Annotated in this window: 18 protein-coding genes; 11 read left to right on the top strand and 7 right to left on the bottom strand. The window is 58.2% G+C overall.

What is annotated here, in order from left to right:
- Positions 1–16 precede the first annotated feature (16 nt).
- Both CMQ96_RS09735 and CMQ96_RS09740 read left to right on the top strand, forming a co-directional pair.
- The gene (locus CMQ96_RS09735; RefSeq protein ID WP_024359158.1) at positions 17–709 is read left to right on the top strand and encodes an ABC transporter permease; all 693 of its coding nucleotides are present in this window, start codon (positions 17–19) and stop codon (positions 707–709) included.
- Positions 706–1,431 carry an ABC transporter permease gene (locus CMQ96_RS09740; RefSeq protein ID WP_004138673.1) on the top strand — a complete coding sequence of 242 codons (726 nt, stop codon included), beginning with the start codon at positions 706–708 and terminating at the stop codon, positions 1,429–1,431. Before CMQ96_RS09735 ends, CMQ96_RS09740 begins: the two co-directional genes overlap by 4 nt.
- Here the strand turns inward: CMQ96_RS09740 and CMQ96_RS09745 are convergent, their stop codons facing one another.
- Positions 1,432–1,887 (bottom strand): Lrp/AsnC family transcriptional regulator, encoded by a 456-nt coding sequence (locus CMQ96_RS09745; RefSeq protein ID WP_004122605.1) that lies wholly within the window; start codon positions 1,885–1,887, stop codon positions 1,432–1,434.
- A 14-nt stretch (positions 1,888–1,901) separates the two neighbouring features.
- Here CMQ96_RS09745 and CMQ96_RS09750 point away from each other — a divergent pair, with 14 nt between their 5' ends.
- Entirely contained in the window at positions 1,902–3,020 is a 1,119-nt protein-coding gene (locus tag CMQ96_RS09750; protein ID WP_004138674.1) for a succinylglutamate desuccinylase/aspartoacylase family protein, read from the top strand.
- Here CMQ96_RS09750 and CMQ96_RS09755 read toward each other — a convergent pair.
- Positions 2,992–3,924 (bottom strand): proline iminopeptidase-family hydrolase, encoded by a 933-nt coding sequence (locus CMQ96_RS09755; RefSeq protein WP_098066679.1) that lies wholly within the window; start codon positions 3,922–3,924, stop codon positions 2,992–2,994. The genes CMQ96_RS09750 and CMQ96_RS09755 overlap by 29 nt on opposite strands.
- An 84-nt stretch (positions 3,925–4,008) precedes the next feature.
- Positions 4,009–4,761 (bottom strand): LuxR family transcriptional regulator, encoded by a 753-nt coding sequence (locus CMQ96_RS09760; RefSeq protein ID WP_024359155.1) that lies wholly within the window; start codon positions 4,759–4,761, stop codon positions 4,009–4,011.
- A gap of 201 nt (positions 4,762–4,962) precedes the next feature.
- Here CMQ96_RS09760 and CMQ96_RS09765 point away from each other — a divergent pair, with 201 nt between their 5' ends.
- From CMQ96_RS09765 to CMQ96_RS09795, 7 genes are all read left to right on the top strand, one after another.
- Entirely contained in the window at positions 4,963–5,862 is a 900-nt protein-coding gene (locus CMQ96_RS09765) for a proline iminopeptidase-family hydrolase (RefSeq protein ID WP_098066681.1), read from the top strand.
- On the top strand, positions 5,862–6,800 hold the full coding sequence (locus CMQ96_RS09770) for an ABC transporter permease (RefSeq protein ID WP_098066683.1): 939 nt from the start codon (positions 5,862–5,864) through the stop codon (positions 6,798–6,800). Before CMQ96_RS09765 ends, CMQ96_RS09770 begins: the two co-directional genes overlap by 1 nt.
- The gene (locus CMQ96_RS09775; protein WP_049100347.1) at positions 6,797–7,642 is read left to right on the top strand and encodes an ABC transporter permease; all 846 of its coding nucleotides are present in this window, start codon (positions 6,797–6,799) and stop codon (positions 7,640–7,642) included. The genes CMQ96_RS09770 and CMQ96_RS09775 overlap by 4 nt, the downstream gene beginning before the upstream one ends.
- Positions 7,639–8,619, top strand: a complete 981-nt coding sequence (locus CMQ96_RS09780; protein ID WP_098066685.1) for an ABC transporter ATP-binding protein — start codon at positions 7,639–7,641, stop codon at positions 8,617–8,619. Before CMQ96_RS09775 ends, CMQ96_RS09780 begins: the two co-directional genes overlap by 4 nt.
- Positions 8,619–9,653, top strand: coding sequence for an ABC transporter ATP-binding protein (locus CMQ96_RS09785; protein WP_171016403.1), 1,035 nt, complete (start codon positions 8,619–8,621; stop codon positions 9,651–9,653). Before CMQ96_RS09780 ends, CMQ96_RS09785 begins: the two co-directional genes overlap by 1 nt.
- Positions 9,634–11,148: an ABC transporter substrate-binding protein gene (locus CMQ96_RS09790; RefSeq protein WP_024359149.1), complete on the top strand. Its 1,515-nt coding sequence runs from the start codon at positions 9,634–9,636 to the stop codon at positions 11,146–11,148. The genes CMQ96_RS09785 and CMQ96_RS09790 overlap by 20 nt, the downstream gene beginning before the upstream one ends.
- A 234-nt stretch (positions 11,149–11,382) precedes the next feature.
- Positions 11,383–12,657, top strand: a complete 1,275-nt coding sequence (locus tag CMQ96_RS09795; protein WP_049085868.1) for a dicarboxylate/amino acid:cation symporter — start codon at positions 11,383–11,385, stop codon at positions 12,655–12,657.
- A gap of 298 nt (positions 12,658–12,955) precedes the next feature.
- Here CMQ96_RS09795 and CMQ96_RS09800 read toward each other — a convergent pair whose 3' ends face one another.
- The 4 genes from CMQ96_RS09800 to CMQ96_RS09810 form a co-directional block, all read right to left on the bottom strand.
- The gene (locus CMQ96_RS09800) at positions 12,956–13,573 is read right to left on the bottom strand and encodes a transcriptional regulator (RefSeq protein WP_024359147.1); all 618 of its coding nucleotides are present in this window, start codon (positions 13,571–13,573) and stop codon (positions 12,956–12,958) included.
- 108 nt (positions 13,574–13,681) lie between these two features.
- Complete coding sequence (locus CMQ96_RS28315; protein WP_004138686.1) at positions 13,682–13,822, bottom strand: small membrane protein; 141 nt, start codon at positions 13,820–13,822, stop codon at positions 13,682–13,684.
- Between the two features lie 366 nt (positions 13,823–14,188).
- Positions 14,189–14,887 (bottom strand): response regulator transcription factor, encoded by a 699-nt coding sequence (locus tag CMQ96_RS09805; protein WP_024359146.1) that lies wholly within the window; start codon positions 14,885–14,887, stop codon positions 14,189–14,191.
- On the bottom strand, positions 14,884–16,791 hold the full coding sequence (locus tag CMQ96_RS09810; protein WP_098066687.1) for a sensor histidine kinase: 1,908 nt from the start codon (positions 16,789–16,791) through the stop codon (positions 14,884–14,886). Before CMQ96_RS09810 ends, CMQ96_RS09805 begins: the two co-directional genes overlap by 4 nt.
- A gap of 714 nt (positions 16,792–17,505) precedes the next feature.
- Between CMQ96_RS09810 and fdnG the strand changes: the two genes are divergently transcribed.
- Positions 17,506–20,556 carry a formate dehydrogenase-N subunit alpha gene (fdnG, locus tag CMQ96_RS09815; protein ID WP_098066689.1) on the top strand — a complete coding sequence of 1,017 codons (3,051 nt, stop codon included), beginning with the start codon at positions 17,506–17,508 and terminating at the stop codon, positions 20,554–20,556.
- The last annotated feature ends 47 nt before the right edge of the window (positions 20,557–20,603 follow it).

Consider the following 20,603-nt stretch of genomic DNA (forward strand, 5'->3'; position numbering starts at 1 on the left):
CCGCGGAAGGCTGAATATGGTCGCAGACTATTTACCCCTGTTGTTACGCGGCGCGGCGCTTTCGCTGTGCGTGATGCTCTCTTCATTACTGGTCGCTCTGCTGCTGGGGCTGATTAACTCGCTGATTAAGCTCTTCGGCCCGCCGTGGCTGCGCCTGTTTTCCACCGCCTACACCACGCTGGTACGCGGGATCCCGGAGCTGGTGATTATGCTGCTGCTGTTTTTCGGCGGCGAGATGCTGGTTAACCTGCTGCTGGGTCTGGTGGGGCTGGGGCCGGTGCGCTTCAATACTTTTATCTCCGGCGTGCTGGCGATTGGCTTTGTTTTCGGCGCCTATTACACCGAGACTTTTCGCGGCGCGTTTCTGACCGTCGATAGCGGGCAAACCGAAGCCGCGCAGGCCTACGGGATGCGACCCTGGACGGTATTCCGCCGGGTGATGCTGCCGCAGATGCTGAGCTTCGCGATCCCGGGCATCAACAACAACTGGCTGGGGCTGATGAAAGCGTCAGCGCTGGTGTCGATCCTCGGCCTTGAGGATATGGTCTGGCTGGCCGAACAGGCTGGGCGCGCCACGCAAAAGCCGTTCCTCTTCTATTTTCTGGTCTCGCTGATTTACATGGTGATTACCGCGCTCTCCAGCTGGCTGTTCAGCCGCCTGGCGAAGCGTTACGCGCTGCGCTCTTCCACGGCGGGGGCGGCCTTATGAATCTGCAAACCTTTATCGATGCGATTCCGAGCTTTTTGTGGAGCGACGGCAACGGCGCCGCCAGCGGACTGGCGGTCACGGCGGAGCTGTTTTTACTCTCCATCGTTCCCGGAATGGCGCTGGCGATAGCGATGGCGGTGGGGCAGGTGTACGGTCCGCGCGGGCTGGCGCTGCCCATTCGCGCGTTTACATATTTTTTTCGCAGCACGCCGCTCTATCTCCAGCTGATGCTGATTTACTACGGCCTGTCGCAGTTCGATATCGTACAGACGGGCTGGATGAACGACCAGCCGTTCTGGCTGCTGTTTCGCGATGCGACCTTCTGCGCCACCCTGGCGCTGGTTCTCAACACTGCCGCGTACGTTGCGGAGCTGCTGGCGGGGATGATGGTGACTTTCCCGCGCCAGGAGTGGATCGCCGGAGAAGCCTACGGGATGGGGAAATGGCAAATTATTCGCCGTCTGGTTCTGCCCGCGACCCTGAGGCGCGGGATCCCGGCGCTGAATAATGAAATGGTCTTTTTGCTGCACGCCACGTCGCTGGCCAGCACCGTGACCCTGCTGGATATTACCGGCGTGGCCCGCGCGTTCTACGCCATGACCTATTCGCCGTTTATTCCGTTTCTGATGGCCGCGGCGCTGTATCTGCTCTGCACCTTTTTGCTGATTTTCACCTTCGCGCGCGCCGAGCGGCGCTGGCTGGCGTTTATCCGTCGTGGCTAATCAGGAGCGCTTAATGGCCTGCAGTTCGGTGAGGGTGACGATTTTATCGACGTGAAACTTTTTACTGGTCAGCCAGCTATCCGCCAGCTGGCAGTAGTGCGCCATGCTGCGGCAGCCGATACGCACCAGAAAGTCGAAGCTGCCGCTGACCAGCCAGCAGTCCAGCACTTCGGGCGTCTGGCGCATCTCCTGTTCAAACACTGGCTGCGATCGCCCGTGGTCGGCCAGCGCGATTTGCGCCTGCACCACAAACGCGTGCTCCGGCTCGGGCAGTTCTACAATGGCGCTGTAGCCGCGAATAATGCCGTCGCGCTCGAGGCTGCGCACCCGTTCCAGGCACGGACGGGCGGTAAGGTTTACCTGCTCCGAGAGCTTTTGATAAGAAATGCGGCCATCCCGGCGCAGGATTTCAAGGATCTTGTGATCGATACGGTCAAGCCGGATTTTCTTTTCCACAACCAGGACGTCCAATGAAAATTAAACACTATACATTACCTGAACATGCACTCGGTGGGCAGCGGCAATTAAGCCATTTTCATTTCGGCGCGCCCGGCACAGGAGAGAAGGTCTATCTGCAGGCGGGGCTGCACGCCGATGAAATTCCGGGCATGCTGGTTCTGCATTATCTTAAAAGATTACTCAGTCAGGCGGAACGGCGCGGCGAGCTGCGCGGCGAAATCATTCTCGTGCCGGTGGCCAACCCGCCGGGGCTGGCCCAGGTGCTGCTCAGCGGCGGCATAGGTCGTTTCGATCTGGCAAGCGGGCGTAATTTTAACCGCGATTTCCCCGATCTGGCTGCCCTGGCGCAGCCCTATCTGCGTGCGCCATCGCCCGGTTCGCGCCGCGAGTACCTGCAGCAGGTGCGCGCGGCGATGCGGGAGGCGCTGGCGGCGCTGCCCGTGGTCAGCGAAGTTCAGGCCCTGCGCCATCATCTGCTGGGCCTCGCCTGCGATGCCGATTTGGTACTCGATCTGCACTGCGATGACCAGGCGATTTTGCATCTCTACGCCGACCCGGCCTGGCAACGCGAGGCGAAAGTTCTGGCGGCTTTCCTCGGTATTGGCGCCGTGCTGCTGTCGCAGGAGAGCGGCGGTCATTCGTTTGATGAGGCCTGCGGCCTGCCGTGGCAGCGCCTGGCGGCGCGTGATTCATCGCGCTCGCAGCAGCAGCCCGGCTGTATGGCGGTGACCGTCGAACTGCGCGGCCAGCAGGAGGTGGATCACGCCACCGCCTGCGACGATGCCGAACGTCTTTATCGCTATCTGCAGTACCGCGGCGTACTGGCCGGCGCGAAGCCTGAGATTCCGCAGCAGGAAACGGTAATGCTGCCGTTTGCCGCCGGGGAGATTGTTACCGCCCCGGCGACCGGCATCCTGGTGCTGTTAAAACAGCCCGGCGAGTGGGTCAGCGCCGACGATGTGGTCGCGGAAATCATCGATCCGCTGACCGATATGGTCAAAGCGGTGCGCCCGACATCGGGCGGGCTGATTTATGCCAGCCGTCGGGCGCCGTTTGTCACCCTGGGGGCCGAAGTGATGAAAATCGCCGGCGAGCGGCCGTTCAGCGGCGGAGGCGGGCTGGCGCTGTAAGCGGCTTTTCGTTTATCGCGCGGCTTAAAAAGTCGTTTACCGTCTTCATGCACAGCTCGCGCTCTTCGACGTGCGGCATATGGCTTGAGGCTTCGAAAATGACCCACCGCGCGTCGGGGATGTTGTCCATAAAGGGTTGTACCACCTCCGGGGTGGCTTCATCGTAGCGCCCGGAAATCAGCAGGACCGGAACGTCAATGCGCGCGAGGCGGTCGATAATCGTCCACGCTTTCATGCTGCCGATGACGTGGAATTCGGTGGGGCCATTCATGGCGTGATAAACCGTCGGGTCGGCATCCATGGCGTCGAAGGTACGCCGCACTTCCGCTGGCCAGGGATCGAGGCGACAGACGTGGCGTTGATAAAATACCTGGCTTGCCGCCTTATATTCCGCGCTGTCCAGCGTTCCCGCCGCCTCATGGGCCAGCAGCGTCTGCTGGACGTCGGCGGGCAACTGCGCCCGCAGCCTGGCCGCTCCCTGTAGCCACAGGGCCATCGACGCCGGGGAGTTGGCGATAATCAGCGCCTTTAACCCCTTTGGCCTCGTTACGGCGTGCTCCGCGCCGAGCATACCTCCCCACGATTGGCCGAGCAGGGCGTAATGATCGGCAATATTGAGATGCTGCAGCAGGTTGGCCAGTTCGTCGAGGAACAGCGCCGGTTGCCAGAAATCGGCGGGCTGCTGCGGGAGATGGGTTGAGCGTCCGTTGCCTAACTGATCGTAGTGGATCACCGCCCGCCCGCTGAGGGCGATATCGCGGAACGCATCAACATAATCATGCGTGCACCCCGGCCCGCCGTGGGCGATGACCAGCGGCGTGAGCCCGCTATCGATATCGCCGCAAACGCGAAACCAAGTTTGATAGCGCCGAAACGGGGCGTAACCTTCGCTGATGGTATACATGAATCATCTTTACCCTGCTAAGTGGACCGGCTTTCAGGGTAAAGGGTGGCAACCGCGGCTGAACACTAGCAAAAATGCTAGTTCTTAGCTGTCGAGCAGGCGGTAGTGCAGGGCGCGGACTACCGCCTGTACGCGGTTGCTGGCGCCGAGCTTTTTGGCCGCGGTATTAAGATGCAGCGTCACCGTCGCTACCGAGCGGTGCAGCTTGCGGGCGATCTCTTTAGCGGTAAGTCCTTCGGCGGACCACGCCAGGCATTCGCGCTCGCGGTTGCTTAGCTTCACATGGCGGCAGGTAAGCAGGGTGCTGTCAAACAGCGGAAACGCCGACTCCTGAAACTGGTGGGCGAGCAGCATCAGCTGCGCCAGGGTGGCGCTGATTTCCCGTTCCTGACGCTGGCCGGTATGGATGCCGGTGAGAGTGACGAAACTGCCGTTGGGGAGATGCAGGGGAACCGTCGCCCCGCAGGGCATATTATGTTCGCGCATATAGTCGGTGACCGCGGTGGCGTGATTGTTCAGCCTCCCGCGCAGCATGCTGTTGTCCGGTCGTTGATAGGACCAGACAAAAGGCGCGCAGCTTTCGAGCGCGCAGTGCTGCACCGGATCAAGCTGGTAATATCCGCGCTCGCACCATAGCTGGCGCATATCTTCCGGCACATTGCACGTTTTCAGCAGCGAAGGCGTAATCAGCTCCCCTTCCAGAGAACGCGGGACCGGCGTGTAGTCGTAAATGACCGCGTCAAATCCTAACTTCCGGGTGGCCTGAAAAAGTCCGCTGAATGCCTCATCCAGGCTAGCCGCCCGCGCGCTGCCGGGGCGTTCAAATTCCAGTCGCATATAACCCCCTTCATCTAAAACGAGACCTGCGACGGGCACGATTTGTGCAAATCCGTCAATAGTTAGCGCAAAAGGCATGCAATTCCGGTGCCGCACCGGCGCCGCGCAAAACTAGTATTTTTGCTAACTGTTCAGCCTCCGGGGTTGCCGTTAGCGTTAACGCAACGCCAGAACCGGGCCATCGACGATGAGGAGTACACCATGTGGAGCGAAATAGCGCCCGATCAGTACCATAACATTGCGGTGGAGGGATATAACGTCGTGGCCTATCAGTTTGGCGACGGCGAGGAGACCGTTCTCTGCCTCAACGGCGGGCCGGGGCTGCCCTGCGATTATCTGCGCGAAGCCCACTCCTGCCTGAAGCAGCACGGTTATCGGGTGATCGCTTTTGACCAGCTGGGTACCGGCAAGTCCGACCGGCCGGATGATGCCAGCCTGTGGACGATGGCGCGCTACGTGCGTGAAGTGGAGACCGTGCGTCAGGCGCTGGGGCTCGGTCAGGTGCATCTGCTTGGTCACTCGTGGGGCGGATGGCTGGCGATTGAAGTGGCGTTGCACCATCCTGGCGCAATTCGCTCGCTGATTCTGGAAAACACCGTCGCCGATATGCCGCATCTGGTGCAGGAGCTGAACCGTCTGCGCGGGGCGCTGGGGCCAGAAACCGTCGCGATGATGCAGCGCTACGAAGCGCTCGGCTGGCTAGACCATCCGGCCTATCAGGCAGCGATTACGCTGCTGAATTACCGTCATGTGTGCCGTCTTGACGTCTGGCCGGAGCCGGTTACCCGCTCGCTCGGCGACTGGAATATGGGGCCGTATACCACCATGCAGGGGCCGAACGAATTCCTCTATACCGGCAATTTAAAAAACTGGAACCGCAGCGCTGAGCTGGCGTCAATCCGCGCGCCCTGTCTGATCACCAGCGGCCAGCACGATGAGCTGACGCCCGCCTGCGCCCTGAAAATGAAGCAGGGCCTGGCGAACGCCGAAATAGCCATTTTTGCCAACAGCAGCCATATGCCGTTTTACGAAGAGCCGCAGGCTTACTATCCGGTGCTGCACGATTTTCTGGCGCGCCAGCGCGACGCGGGAGGCTGTTGATGCACCGTTACCGCTTTCTGCTTTTTCGCCCGCTACAGCTGCTGCCGGTTCTGCTGGGTATCAGCCTGATCACCTTTATGATGGTGCGCGCCATCCCCGGCGATCCGGCGCGTATTCTGCTCGGGGTGCGCAGCACGCCGGCGGCGCTGGCCCGCATCCGCGCGCAGTTTGGCCTCGACGAACCGCTGTGGGTTCAGTACGGCTATTTTCTGCGCAATCTGCTGCAGGGCGAGCTGGGTAAGTCAATTGTTTACCGGGTCGATACCCTGAAGCTGATTGCTTCGCGTCTGGAACCGACGCTGTGGCTGGTGCTCGGCAGCGTTCTGCTGGCGATAGCGTTGACGGTACCGCTGGCGGCGATGGCCGCACGCCAGCGCGGGCGCCTCGCCGATCGGCTGATTCGTCTGTTTACGACCGCCGGGCTCGGGTTTCCGGCGTTCTGGCTCGGCATCATGTTGATTCTGCTGTTCAGTATCGCGCTCGGCTGGTTTCCGGTCTCCGGCTACGGCAGCGATTTTGTAGACCAGCTGCACCATATGGTTCTGCCGTGCCTGACCGTGGCGCTGGCGCTGTCGGCGGTATTGATTCGCAACCTGCGCGCCAGCCTGCTGATGGAGATGAATAGCGACTATGTGGTGGCGGCCCGGGCGCGGGGACAGCAGGAAAGACGTATCTTCTGGCGGCACGTGCTGCCGAACTCTCTGGTGCCGACCATCAATCTGCTGGCGGTGAATATTGGCTGGCTCATCGGCAGTACGGTGGTTATCGAAAGCGTGTTTGCCATCCCCGGCCTCGGACAGCTGTTGGTTAAGGCGATTTTTAGCCGCGACTACATGGTGGTGCAGGGCGTGGTGATGGTCTTTGCCCTTGCTACCGTAGCGGTCAGCCTGCTGGCGGATATTCTGACCGTGGCCCTCGACCCGAGGATAAAACTATGAAGGCGATAGCGACGTTTTCCCGTCTGCGTCAGCGGGCTATCCCGCGTCAGCAGGCGCTCTACGCCGGGCTGGCGATCGTCGGACTATGGCTGCTGGTCGCCTGTCTGGCGCCGTGGATCGCGCCGTTCGATCCGATTGCCCAGGACGCCTCTTCCAGCCTGCTGCCGCCGGGCGGCGCGCATCTCTTCGGTACCGACAACTTTGGCCGCGACGTTTTTTCCCGCGTGCTGTGGGGCGCGCGGGTCGATCTCCAAATCTGCCTGCTGGGGGTGCTGTTCCCCTTTATGCTCGGTACCGCGCTGGGGGCGCTTGCCGGCTATTCTGGCAGCGTGGTCGATGCCCTGGTGATGCGGGTTATTGATATCGTGCTGGCCTTTCCGTTTCTGGTGCTGATGCTGGCAATCATCGCCATTCTCGGGCCGGGACTGAGCAGCTTTTACATCGCCATGGCGATGGTGGGCTGGGTCTCCTACGCCCGGCTGGTGCGCGCTCAGGTACTGACGCTGAAACAGCGCGATTTTATTCTGGCGGCCCGCAGTCTGGGCTACGGCCATCCGCGGATTTTGTTCCGTCATCTGCTGCCGAACGCGCTAACCGGAGCGATCGTTTTTTCGATGTCCGACTGCGTACTGGTGCTGCTGAACGGAGCCGCGGTGAGCTATCTCGGGCTCGGCGTGCAGCCACCAACCGCCGAATGGGGCGTTATGGTGGCCGAAGGGCAGAGCTTTATCACTACCGCGTGGTGGATAACCACCTTTCCAGGGCTCGCCATCGTGCTGCTGGCGATGGGCTTTAGCCTGCTGGCCGATGGGCTCGGTGACAAGTTAGGAGGACGGGGATGAGTTTGCTGAAGGTGAATCGCCTGGCGGTCACGGGCGGCGAGGATATCGCGCTGGTCGATAACGTCTCATTCACGCTTGAAGCCGGGGAGATGCTGGGGTTGGTTGGCGAAAGCGGGTCGGGAAAAACCGTGACCTGCCGGGCGCTGATGCGCCTGCTGCCGGGGGACGGACTGCGGATTAGCGGCGGTGAGGTTGTGCTCGACGGCCGGGATATCTTACCCCTCAGCGAAGGGCAAATGTCGGCGGTGCGCGGGCGGGAAATCGGTATGATTTTCCAGAACCCGACCAGCCATCTCAATCCGGTGATGACCATTGGGGAGCAGATCGCGGAAAGCCGGCGCCTCCATTTTGCGGCAAACCGCCGTCAGGCGCGGGAAGATGCGCTGGCCCTGCTGCGCCAGGTCGGCATCCCGGACCCGCAGAATCGGCTCAATAGCTATCCGCACGAATTTTCCGGCGGTATGCGCCAGCGGGCGATGATCGCCGTCGCCCTCGCGTCGGAACCGCGGCTGCTGATTGCCGACGAACCGACGACCGCGCTGGACGTCACCGTGCAGATGCAGATTTTGCGCCTGCTCAGCGACCTGCGTGCCGAGCTGGGGCTGGCGGTCATTATGATCACCCACGATCTCGGGGTGGTGGCGCAAACCTGCGACCGGATCGCGGTGATGTACGGCGGCAGGCTCTGCGAGGTGGGCGACAAACGCGAAGTGCTCGCCGGGCCGCTGCACCCCTATACCCGCGGGCTTATTGATTGTCAGCCGGCCAGCGAAGGCGGACGGGGGAGGCTGACGATCATCGACGGCCAGCCGCCGAGCGCCGACCACTTTCCATCAGGCTGTCGCTTTCATCCGCGCTGCCGCCGCGCCGATGAGGCGTGCCTGCAGCAGCCGCCGCTGCATTACGGGCAGGATCGCCATAGCCACGCGGTGGCTTGCCATCACCGGTTACCCACGCTGACCCGACAGGAGGGATAATGGCTAACGCTCACTGGCCGCTGCTTGAGGCCGATAATCTTTGCGTCACCTTCCCGGTGTCGGGCGGTCTTTGGCAGCCGAAGCGGGTCGTGCACGCGGTGAACCAGGTCACGATGCAGATCTTTCCCGGCGAAACGCTCGGTCTGGTCGGCGAATCCGGCAGCGGCAAGAGCACGCTTGGCCGAGCGCTGTTACAGCTTGAACGGGTAGCCGATGGCGAGGTGCGGTTCGAGGGGCAGCGTATTACCCATGGCTTAACCAGCGATATCGCCCGTCTGCGCCAGCAGAGCGCGATGATTTTCCAGGATCCCTTTGCCTCGTTGAACCCGCGGCAGACCATGGGAGAGAGCATCGCCGAGGTGCTGCGCGTGCATCAAAAAGTGCCCCGCGGGCAGGAGTCGCGGCGGGTAGCTGAACTGCTCACCCTGGTGGGCCTGCGCCCGCAGCAGGCCAGCGCGAAACCGGCTCAGCTTAGCGGCGGCCAGTGCCAGCGCGTCGGTATTGCCAGAGCGCTGGCCATGGAGCCGCGGCTGATCGTGGCCGATGAGTGCGTCGCGGCGCTGGACGTCTCTATTCAGGGACAGATCGTCAACCTGCTGATGGATCTGCGGGAGAAGATGGGGCTGGCGATTCTGTTTATCGCTCACGATCTGGCGATTGTGCGGCGGCTCTGCGATCGGGTGGCGGTAATGTACCTTGGACGGATTGTGGAGGAGGGGCCGGCAGAGGCGGTCTTCACCCATCCGCTGCATCCTTATACCGCCGCGCTGGTCTCGGCGATCCCGGAAATCGACCCGGATAAACCCCTACCGAAAAATTTGCTGGGAGGCGAGCCACCCAGTCCCGTTGCCGTTCCACAAGGCTGTGCATTTCATCCGCGCTGCCCTTATGCGCAGGTGCAGTGCCGCACCGGCGCACCACCACCAACCCGGCAGATTGCCGATCGCGCTTATGCCTGCGTGCTCAACCTCGCGGGCGATGAGACCGTTTTTCCTTTAACAGGGGGATCTTTTGATGAAGCACAGGCAAGTTAAATTACTGGCGGCGAGCGTTTTTCTGGCGCTTAGCGTGGTGAGCGAAATGGCCCAGGCGGCGGGGGTATTGACCATTGGCCGCCGGGAGGACAGCACCACGTTTGACCCGATAAAATCGGCGCAAAACGCGGATAACTGGGTCTTTTCCAACGTCTTTGACCCGCTGGTGCGGGTGGATAAGAGCGGGACGAAGCTGGAGCCGGGCGTGGCTGAGAGCTGGACGATTTCTCCGGATGGCAAGGTCTACACTTTTAAAATTCGCGACACGACCTTCTCTGACGGCACACCGCTAACCGCCAGCGATGCGGCGTTTAGCTTGATGCGTATCCGCGATGATGAAGGCTCGCTGTGGCGCGACTCCTATAGCATTATTGCCAAAGCGGAAGCCCCGGACCCGCGCACGCTGGTAGTGACGCTGAAATCGCCGTCAGCGCCGTTCTTGTCGCAGTTGGCCCTGCCGAACGCCTCGGTGATTTCGCAGAAGGCGATGAAAGCGGAAGGCGAAGAGGCGTTTGCCGAAAAACCCGTGGGCTCCGGCGCGTTTAGCGTGAAAGAGTGGCTGCGCGGGGAAAAGATCGTGCTGGTGAAGAACCCGCACTTCTGGCAGGCGAAAAACGTCAGCCTCGATGGCGTGGAGTGGTTAACCATTCCGGACGATAATACCCGCATGCTGAAGGTGCAGGCCGGCGAGCTCGACGCCGCGCTGACCGTGCCTTTCTCACGCATTGCATCGTTACAAAAGGATGCCAATCTGAAGGTGGAACTGGACCCCTCCACGCGCGAGGACCATCTGCTGATCAACCATTCTCACGGCGCGCTGGGCAAGGTGGAGGTGCGCCAGGCGCTGGACTTCGCGATTGATAAAGACGCAATCGTGAAGACCGTGACCTTTGGCTACGGCCAGGTGGCCAACTCCTATATTCCCGCCGGGGCGCTTTACCACTACCAGGATAATCTTCGCCGGCCGTACGATCCGCAGAAGGCCAAAGCGATGCTAAAAGCGGCGGGCGCTGCCGATCTGAAGCTGAACTACGTGGTCAACGCCGGGGATGAAGTCGATGAGCAGATTGCCATTTTGCTGCAACAGCAGCTGGCGAAAGCCGGGGTGACGGTGAATTTGCAAAAAGTCGACCCGAGCCAGAGCTGGGATATGCTGGTGGCCGGAGAGTACGATATTTCGGTGATGTACTGGACCAACGATATTCTTGACCCCGATCAGAAAACCACTTTCGTGCTGGGTCACGATGCCAATATGAACTATATGACCCGCTATCATAACGAGCAGGTAAAAGCGCTGGTGGCTGCCGCGCGCGTCGAAATGGATGGTAAAAAGCGCGAGCAGATGTATATCGACCTGCAAAAAATGGCCAAGGCCGATGTGAACTGGGTCGATCTGTATTACAGCCCGTACCGCAACGTCAGCCGCAAAAATATCGACGGTTTTTATCAGAATCCGCTGGGACGTTTCTTCCTGGAGGATACCGTAAAACGCTAATGCCTCTTTGCGCCGGTTGTCCTCTGACGCCGGCGCCTTTTTCATCTTTCCGGCGGCGCGACGCGGTTTGATGCATATCAACGAGCACATTAACTTTTACTATAAAAACTAAAAAAGAGTTGTAACCCCGCCTGCTTTTATTCAATTTATGTGGTGAATGTTTAATGTATTCCAATAAATAAAGCATATATACATTAAAAAACAACACGTTAAATAAATCAGGGGTTAATTTTTGTGGCAAGTGCAAACAAACTCACGCTGTTCATCGTCATCTTCATGCTGCTGGGGATCCTCTCCGGCGCGGCCATCCACGCTTACGCCGGGCAAACGACCATTACCGCATGGTCGGAAAACATTACGCTGCTAACCGATGTGTTCCTGCGCCTGATTAAAATGGTGATAGCGCCATTAGTCTTCAGTACCCTGACGGTCGGCATTATGCGCCTTGGCGAAACGGCGACTATTGGCCGGGTCGGCGGTAAAGCCATGGTGTGGTTTATTACCTCGTCAATTCTCTCCATTCTGGTCGGGCTGGTGATTGTCACCCTTGAGCATCCCGGCGCCGGTCTGAACCTGGCGATCCCGAAAGAATCCGTGGATACCGGGCTGGCGGTGAGCGGGATGAGCCTGAAAGGCTTTCTGACCCATACCATCCCGACCAGCATTACCGAAGCGATGGCCAGCAACGAGATTCTGCAAATCGTGGTGTTCTCGATGTTCTTCGGTATTGCCGGGGCGTCGCTGGGGGAGAAATTCAATGCTCCGCTGGTGGCGGCGCTCAACGTGGTTTCCCACATTATGCTGAAGGTGACCGGGTACGTGATGTACGTCGCGCCGCTGGCGATTTTCGCCGCTATCTCTTCGGTTATCGCCTCGCAGGGGTTGGGGATCCTGCTTAACTACGCCTCGTTTATCGGCGGATACTATGTCGCGATCCTGCTGACCAGCGCGGTGCTGCTGGCGGTGGGGTATATGGTGCTCAAAAAAGAGGTTTTTCGCCTGCTGAATATGCTGAAAGACCCGGTGCTGGTGGCGTTCACCACCAGCAGTTCCGAAGCGGCCTATCCGAAGACCCTGGAGCGCCTGGTGGAATTTGGCTGTTCGCGAAATATCGCGTCGTTTGTGCTGCCCATCGGCTACTCCTTTAACCTGGTCGGCTCAATGGTGTACTGCTCTTTTGCCGCCATGTTCATCGCTCAGGCCTATAATGTTCAACTGAGCTTTAGCGAAATTACCGTGATGATGCTGACGCTGATGCTGGCCTCGAAAGGGATTGCCGGGGTACCGCGTTCGGCGCTGGTGGTGCTGGCCGCGACCATCCCGAGCTTCAATATTCCGGTGGCGGGTATTTTGCTGCTGATGGGCATTGACCATTTCCTCGATATGGGGCGCTCAGCGATTAACGTGCTGGGTAATGGGATTGCGACGGCGATGCTGTCAAAAAATGAAGGTCAACTGCAGGAAGAGGTCCCGGAGGCTGAAGCCGCGCCTCAGCAGGCCGAAGCCTGATCGTCGCGCGCCCTCTCTGACGGGGGCGCGTTCCGCAGAGAAAAAGAGGCCCCTAACAGGCACGCAAGGGGCAATGTGACGAAGTAACAGATTCCTCGATAAAGACGTTGTTCTTATTATATAAAAATACGCTCCGGTATTTTCACATTGAGGAACCGGGTAATGGTACCCGCAGCCCGTTACCCCTGAGTAGATGTTTTTGAGGTTACCGATCTTTTTCGGAATCCCGTCGCTAACAAGCCGTCAAATTCCTAATTTTAACGTACAGAATGCGCTCACCGGCGGGCACAGCGCGAGTTTACCAGCGCTCTTTTAACAAGTTAATGAACTGAAAAAAGTCATGATTGTTATTAAGACGGTATTTTTCCATGATTTTGCTTTTGTGCCAGGTGATGGTTTTGGGGGTGACTTTGTTGAGGGCGGAAATTTTAATGATATCAAAGCCATCGATGATGCCGGTGGCGACGGCAGCCTGCGATTTGGAGAGCATTTTATGCGGGCAATGGGTGCAAACGAGCGTGGAGTTGCTGCTCTGCGCGCCGGGGAGAATTTCGCTCCTTTTTAGCTCCTGGGCAATAATTTCGAACATCTCATCGATATTGACCGATTTGATAGAAACAAAGATAACGCCCTTGAGACAGTTAACGATCAGCTCTTTTTCCGGCAGCTTGTCATAGCTGTGCAGGATAATCACCGAACTGTTTTTTTTACGGTTCTTTATGCTGGTATTGCACAGATAGATCTCGCCGGGGAGAACTTCAGCGATGATGATATCTTTATCTAAAAAATCATTATGCTTATAAGAAAAAGCGACTTTAAGATTCCCGCTGCGGCTGATGAGCTCATTGACGACGGAAACCAATGATTCTCTGAGAAAGGTATTTCTGGTGTTGATGGCGATGTTTACTTTTTTCATGGCGTTATTTCCCTGATATATCAACATAACGCCATGTTGTGATCAATCCTCCGGGCGTATGCGGTGATTGTTGCTATGCAGATTTCGTTATTATTAATGTGACTTTAGTTATTTTCTGCGCGTAGAGTTCTTTGCTGAAAACGGAAATTTCTGTTTTCGCCTGTCGCGGATATACGACACAAGACTATAAACAGAAACGCAAAGGCAAAATATGCACAGCAATAAGGCTAACCATGTTTGCATGGCCATAATTGAGATCCTTTAACTTAATTTTTGGTGTTAAAAATGTACCTCGCAGGCACGTGAATATTTTTATACTCTTCGTTAAACCGTGCTCGCGATGCGCGGACGAAATGCGCATGACAAGCGGCCTGCATTCGGCTCGCGCTGAATTCAGCAATAGCCTGATAGCTCAGGTCGCTTTGGGTCGATACGCTCACGACGCCCGGTCAATGTAAGAAAATTCTTAATGTGCTGTCAGTCTCATTTCTCTCATTCCTCTCAAAAACTGAAAAAAATTAACAAGAAACGCCAGGCTGAAAACATATTCGCCATGACCTCGCGCGGATGGCGGAACGGTGGCCGGCGGCGTCGCCGCTGCCGGCTGGGGAAAGGTCAGGAGAGAAACGCCAGCCCTTTGCCAAAAATCGCGCGAATCGGCAGGGTGATGCCCTGTAGGCGGGCCTTGTGGCGCAGGCGGCTGATCACCACGTCGATGCGGTGCAGTTCCGGCTCGCCCTCATCGGTAAACAGCGAAGTGTGCAGGTCAACTTTGCTGCACACTTCATTGCGATTACGCATTAAGACTTCCAGCAGCCGGTACTCTTGCTGCGTTAGCGGCAGGATCCGCCCCGATGGCGCCACCAGGCGCTCGCTCTGGAGAATCCAGTGGGAAGGGGCTGACCGCTCCGCTGATGGCGCCGGATTGACGCCTTCCGCCGGTTGTTGCTGGCGAAGCCGGGAGCCCAGCGCGTGGATGCTCTCCGCGAGGTCGGAAAAGTTGACCGGCTTGATGAGATAGAGGTCGGCGCCGGCGTTTAAGGCCTGGAGCCGATCCTGCTCATGCCCTCTGGCGGTAATGACAACCAGGCCGAACTGGCCAATCTCGTGCAGATAGTCCAGCACGCTAAACCCGTCTTCGCCCGGCAGGCCAATATCGATAAGAACGATATCAACCGGATCGCGATGCAGCTGCCGCCAGAAGGCCTCGGCGCTGCCGACGCCCCAGGCGTCAAAGCCGCGATGGCGCAGAAAAGCCAGCAGCTCGTCGAGTAGATCTGCGCTATCTTCAATGATAGCTACGCGTAGTGTCATGGTTTGTCCTTCTGCTGTCCCGTCAGCGGGAGAGTGAGCGCAAATTCGCATCCGGCTGAGCTATTTTCTGCCAGCCACAGGTCCCCGCCGTGGGCCTGGATGATTTGTCGGGCGACGTACAGCCCAAGACCGGTCCCGGCCGGCGTTGTGGTGTGCGTTTCGCCGCGTCGGTAGCGCTCGTAAATATGCTCGACCTGTTCCGGCGGGATGCCGGGACCGCGATCGCCAATGCGTAATTCAACGTGCTTTTCCTGCTGATAAATCTCGATTCTTATTTCGCCTGCTGCAGCATATTTAACCGCGTTATCGAGCAGGTTGGCGATCGCAATACACAGCAGCCCGCTATCAATAAACAGCACCGGCGAAGGGGATTGCGGGCCGACAGTTTGCCCCTCAAGGGTGACATTCAAATAATGATTAAGCGAAAGATCCACGACGGTCGCCGCCATATGGATGACCGGCAGCAGTTCGGCATCCTGCTTGTCGGCGTGCAGGTCTCGGGAGGAGAGGCGGGCGTCGGCCAGGCAATTATCGGTAAGCTGCACCAGGCGGGTTGTCGCGCGCTGCATGCGGTCGAGGTGCAAGCTCTGGGTGACGGTTGCGGGACTCAGGCGCTGGTTTTCCAGCGCCGCCTGGAGGATCGCCAGCGGCGTTCTGAACTCATGCGCCACCATTCCCATAAACTGGCGCTGGTGGAAGCTGGCCTCGCGTTCAATCTGCAGTTCCCGCGCCAGCTGCTGCTTGCGCACCAGGGTACGGTTTTCCGCCCGCACCCGCAGTACCGCGATGATCAGGACGGTGACGATATGGATAATCAGCGCGTACTGCCAGGTGGAATAAACCATGTTATGAAACGGAATGACGCCGTGAATAGAGAGCAGCGCCAGCCCGGCGGAGACGACGTATACCGGCGGCAGCAGCCCCAACAGCAGGGTGTTGATATCAACCGCTTTGCGCCGCCACAGCATCCATGAGGTGATCAACAGAATCGGCGCGGCGATGAAGAATATCCCCGCTTCAATCTGCATCGCCTGGCCGTAAAACCCTAGCGGGATACTGATCTGCAGAACAATGTTTAAGGCGATCGCCGCCAGCAGCAGTTGATGCAGCCGCGGCATGTTTTTCTTCAAATCGAAAACTTCGCTATGCAACCACAGCGCGGTGGCGTAGCTCACCAGCGACAGGCAGCTAATCATGTAATCCTGCACCGGCAGCAGGGCATCGCCAAAGAGCCATTCCGGGTAGCCATGAAGGGCCGCGACGAGCGGATAGTTGAGCGAGAACAGGCAGATCCCCCACAGCAGGCGTCGGCGCAGCGCGACGGCAAGCCACAGGGCGATACCGCTGGCAATCACCGCCAGGCCAAAATAGAAACTCCAGAAGGCGGTATCGAGGGTGGCCGAACGCACGAACTCCTGCGGCGACGAGAGCGTCGCCAGCAGGATCAGGGTGCTGGTGCTCTGGAGACGGAAGACCATCTCGTAGCCAGCCGCCGTGGGCGGGGGCGGTAAAATCAGCACGCTTTCGCGGTAGTCGAGATCGTTATCGCGGGCGGAAGCGTGGTCGCCAAACTCTTTTTGTTTCCAGGGGGCATCGCTGCCGCAGGGGCGATAAAATACGCTCAAGCGATCGACAAACGACGGACCGAGCTGCAGCCAGCGCTGCTCGCCTGCAAACCAGGCCGCCGGGAGCGAAGTACGTAGCCAGTAGGTCTTTGACGAATAACCGAACGACGGGATAAGCGGCGCCGTTTTTAGCGCCTCCTGTGGCAGCGAAAGAAAGGCGTCGAGGGGCATCGTGTCGCTGGCGTCGGCGTACCAGTAGACCGGGATATCGATACCCAACTGGCGGACTTCCGCGCGCGCCGGCGCCCACCACTGCAGGGAAATAATGACGCCGCACATTGCCCAAAAATACGCGCTGTGGCTCCTGCGAATAAGATCAAAAAAAGCGCACGAACGATTCAATCACGCCCCCTTGCGGCATGGATTAATAAATCAGTACGGTATAAACGAACAGGGACTCTGCTACTGGCACAGATAACCCTCCGCCATTCGGGAAATATACGTGTAGGGCTGGACAACGCAGCATTCTGCTGGTGCCGAAGATATTATTCCAGCGTTATCTACGCGCCGGGGAACTGGCCAGACCTGCTGTAAGAAGATCCTTAATCAAAGTTAACGTATGGGGGAGATGCATAATAAGCAAGCGGAAAGTTCAGTCACGACATACGGATTTACGATGTTATGCCATGAATTCACGCGATAGTTATATAAAAAGTGGCAATAAATTATTTAATCAGCGCATATAAAACCCGATAGTTATATTAAACGTTAATTACCGTTGTTATTGATGGCCGGATAACGGCGGCACATCGCCCACCTCATCAAACGAAGTTGGGTACGGTCCGAAGGTTTGTAGACGGCCAGGGGATGACAATGATTAGCATGGCGTTAACATTCCCGGCCCCTGTTTTAAGGCGATGGATTTTAACTAGTTGAAATGAAATGGATTAATTGTTTGTTTTTTGTCGTAAATGTTAACAGCAGATGCAAAAGCCAAAAATACCCGTATAATCATTGTCCCTTTTCCTGTCTTAAGTTTAAGCTGGAGGCACAATGGAGCTCAGTCGCAGGCAGTTCTTTCGCATCTGCGCGGGTGGTATGGCAGGGACGACCGTAGCATCGCTTGGTTTTCTTCCCTCGTTTTCCGCTCACGCAGAGACGCGTCAATATAAACTCTTAAAAGCTAAAGAAACCCGTAATAACTGCACCTACTGTTCAGTCGGCTGCGGGATCCTCATGTACAGCTTCGGAGATAACGCCAAAAACGTGCGTGAACGCATTTATCACGTCGAAGGCGATCCCGATCATCCCGTGAGCCGCGGATCGCTGTGCCCAAAAGGCGCAGGCGTACTGGACTATATTCACAGCGATAACCGTTTACGCTATCCGGAGTACCGCGCGCCGGGCTCGGACAAGTGGACGCGTATGAGCTGGGATGAGGCCATCGATCGTATCGCGCGATTGATGAAAGATGATCGCGACGCCAACTTTATCGAAAAGAATGCCCAGGGCGTCACCGTCAACCGCTGGACCTCAACCAGTATGCTGTGCTCTTCGGCGGCGAGCAATGAAACCGGGATCCTTGACGGTAAATTTACCCGCGCGCTGGGGATGGTATCGATTGACTGCCAGGCGCGCCTTTGCCACGGCCCGACGGTATCGGCGCTGGCGCCAACCTTTGGTCGTGGGGCGATGACCAACAACTGGGTGGATATTAAAAACGCCAACGTGGTGCTGATTATGGGCGGCAACGCGGCGGAAGCGCATCCGGTAGGGTTCAAATGGGTTATCGAAGCCAAAATTAAAAATAATGCGACGGTGATCGTCGTCGATCCGCGCTTTAACCGCAGCGCGGCGGTGGCTGACCTGTACGCGCCCATTCGCGCCGGCTCCGACAGCGCTTTCCTGCTCGGCGCGATCCGCTATCTTATCGAACACGATCGGATACAGCATGAGTACGTGCGTCACTACACCAACGCCAGCATGATCGTGCGGGAAGATTATGATTTCGACGAGGGGCTGTTTAGCGGTTTTGATCCGCAGAAGCGTCAGTACGATAAAACCAGCTGGAATTATGAACTCGACGCGAACGGCTTCGCCAGGCGCGATGATACGTGGAATCATCCGCGCTGCGTCTGGAATCTATTGAAGCAGCACGTTGAGCGCTATACGCCAGAGCTGGTCAACCGCCTGTGCGGCACCTCGTTACACGATTTTCAGCGCATTTGCGAACTGTTAGCCAGCACCAGCGCTGCGAATCGAACCGCGACAATCCTGTATGCCCTCGGCTGGACCCACCACACCACCGGAGCGCAGACCATCCGCGCTGCCGCGATGCTGCAGCTGCTGCTGGGCAATATCGGCATGGCCGGCGGCGGCGTTAACGCGCTGCGCGGGCACTCCAATATTCAGGGCTATACCGACCTGGGACTGCTTTCGACCAACCTACCGGGATATATGCCGCTACCGTCGGAAAAACAGGTTGATTATCAGAGCTATATTTCACAAATCACCCCCGCGGCGCTGGGCGTGAACGAAGTGAACTACTGGCAAAATACGCCGAAGTTTTTCGTCAGCATGATGAAAAGCTTCTGGGGCGATGCCGCAACAGCGGAAAACAGCTGGGGCTATGACTGGCTGCCGAAATGGGATCGTTTATACGATGTCATGACCCAGGCCGAGCTAATGGCCCAGGGCAAAATCAACGGCTACGTGGTACAGGGATTTAACCCGCTGGCGGCGTTCCCGGATAAAAACAAATCCGCCCGCGCGCTGGCGAAGCTCAAATATCTGGTGGTGATCGATCCGCTGGTGACCGAATCGTCGAATTTCTGGCAGAACCACGGCGAAATGAACGACGTGCGTCCTGCAGATATCCAGACCGAAGTCTTCCGCCTGCCGTCCTCCTGCTTCGCCGAAGAGAACGGTTCGATCGCCAACTCGGGCCGCTGGCTACAGTGGCACTGGGCGGCGGCCGAACCGCCGGGCGAAGCGCTCCACGATGGCAAAATTCTCGGACGCCTGTTTATGCGCCTGCGCGATCTGTATCGGCAAGAGGGCGGCGCAAACCCGGCGCCGGTGCTGAATATGTCCTGGGATTATCACGATCCCCTCGACCCGCAGCCGGAAGAGGTCGCCAGGGAGGCCAACGGCAAGGCGCTGCGCGATATCGTTGACGAGCAGGGCCGGGTAGTTGTCAAAAAAGGCCAGCAGCTGAGCAGCTTCGCGCAGCTAAAAGATGACGGTTCAACCAGCAGCTACTGCTGGGTTTACTGCGGCTGCTGGACCGAGCAGGGCAATCAGATGGCGAACCGCGATAATAGCGACCCGTATGGTTTAGGCTGCACGCCCGGCTGGGCATGGTCCTGGCCGGCGAACCGCCGCATCCTCTACAACCGCGCCTCCGCGGACCCGGCGGGTAAACCCTGGGATCCGCAGCGCTCGCTGCTGAACTGGGACGGCAAACGCTGGACCGGTATGGACGTCGCCGACTATAGCCAGGCGGCGCCGGACACCAACGTCGGGCCGTTTATCATGAATCCGGAAGGCGTGGCGCGCCTGTTCTCGCTGGACAAACTAAACGATGGCCCGTTCCCGGAACACTATGAGCCTGTCGAATCGCCGATTGGCACCAACCCGCTGCACCCGAAGGTGGTCTCCAGCCCGGTAGCGCGCATCTATCACGATGACCTGGCGAATATGGGCAAAGCGGATGAGTTCCCCTACGTGGCGACAACCTACTCGATCACTGAACTGTTCCGTCACTGGACCAAGCATGCGCGGCTGAACGCCATCGTTCAGCCCGAGCAGTTTGTTGAAATTGGCGAGGCGTTGGCGAAGGAGAAGGGCATCGTCGCGGGGGACACGGTAAAAGTGATGTCGAAGCGCGGGTTTATTAAAGCCAAAGCGGTAGTGACTAAGCGAATACAGGCGCTGACTATTGATGGCCGTACGGTGAATACCATCGGTATTCCGTGCCACTGGGGTTTTGAGGGGGCGACGCGGAAAGGATTCCTGGCCAATACGCTGACGCCATCGGTGGGGGACGCGAACTCGCAGACGCCTGAATATAAAGCTTTCCTCGTGAACGTGGAAAAGGCGTAACGGAGACGAATTATGGCTTATCAATCGCAAGACATTATCCGTCGTTC

The sequence above is a fragment of the Klebsiella sp. MBT K-1 genome (genome assembly GCF_002556465.1).
Lineage (GTDB): Bacteria > Pseudomonadota > Gammaproteobacteria > Enterobacterales > Enterobacteriaceae > Klebsiella > Klebsiella grimontii.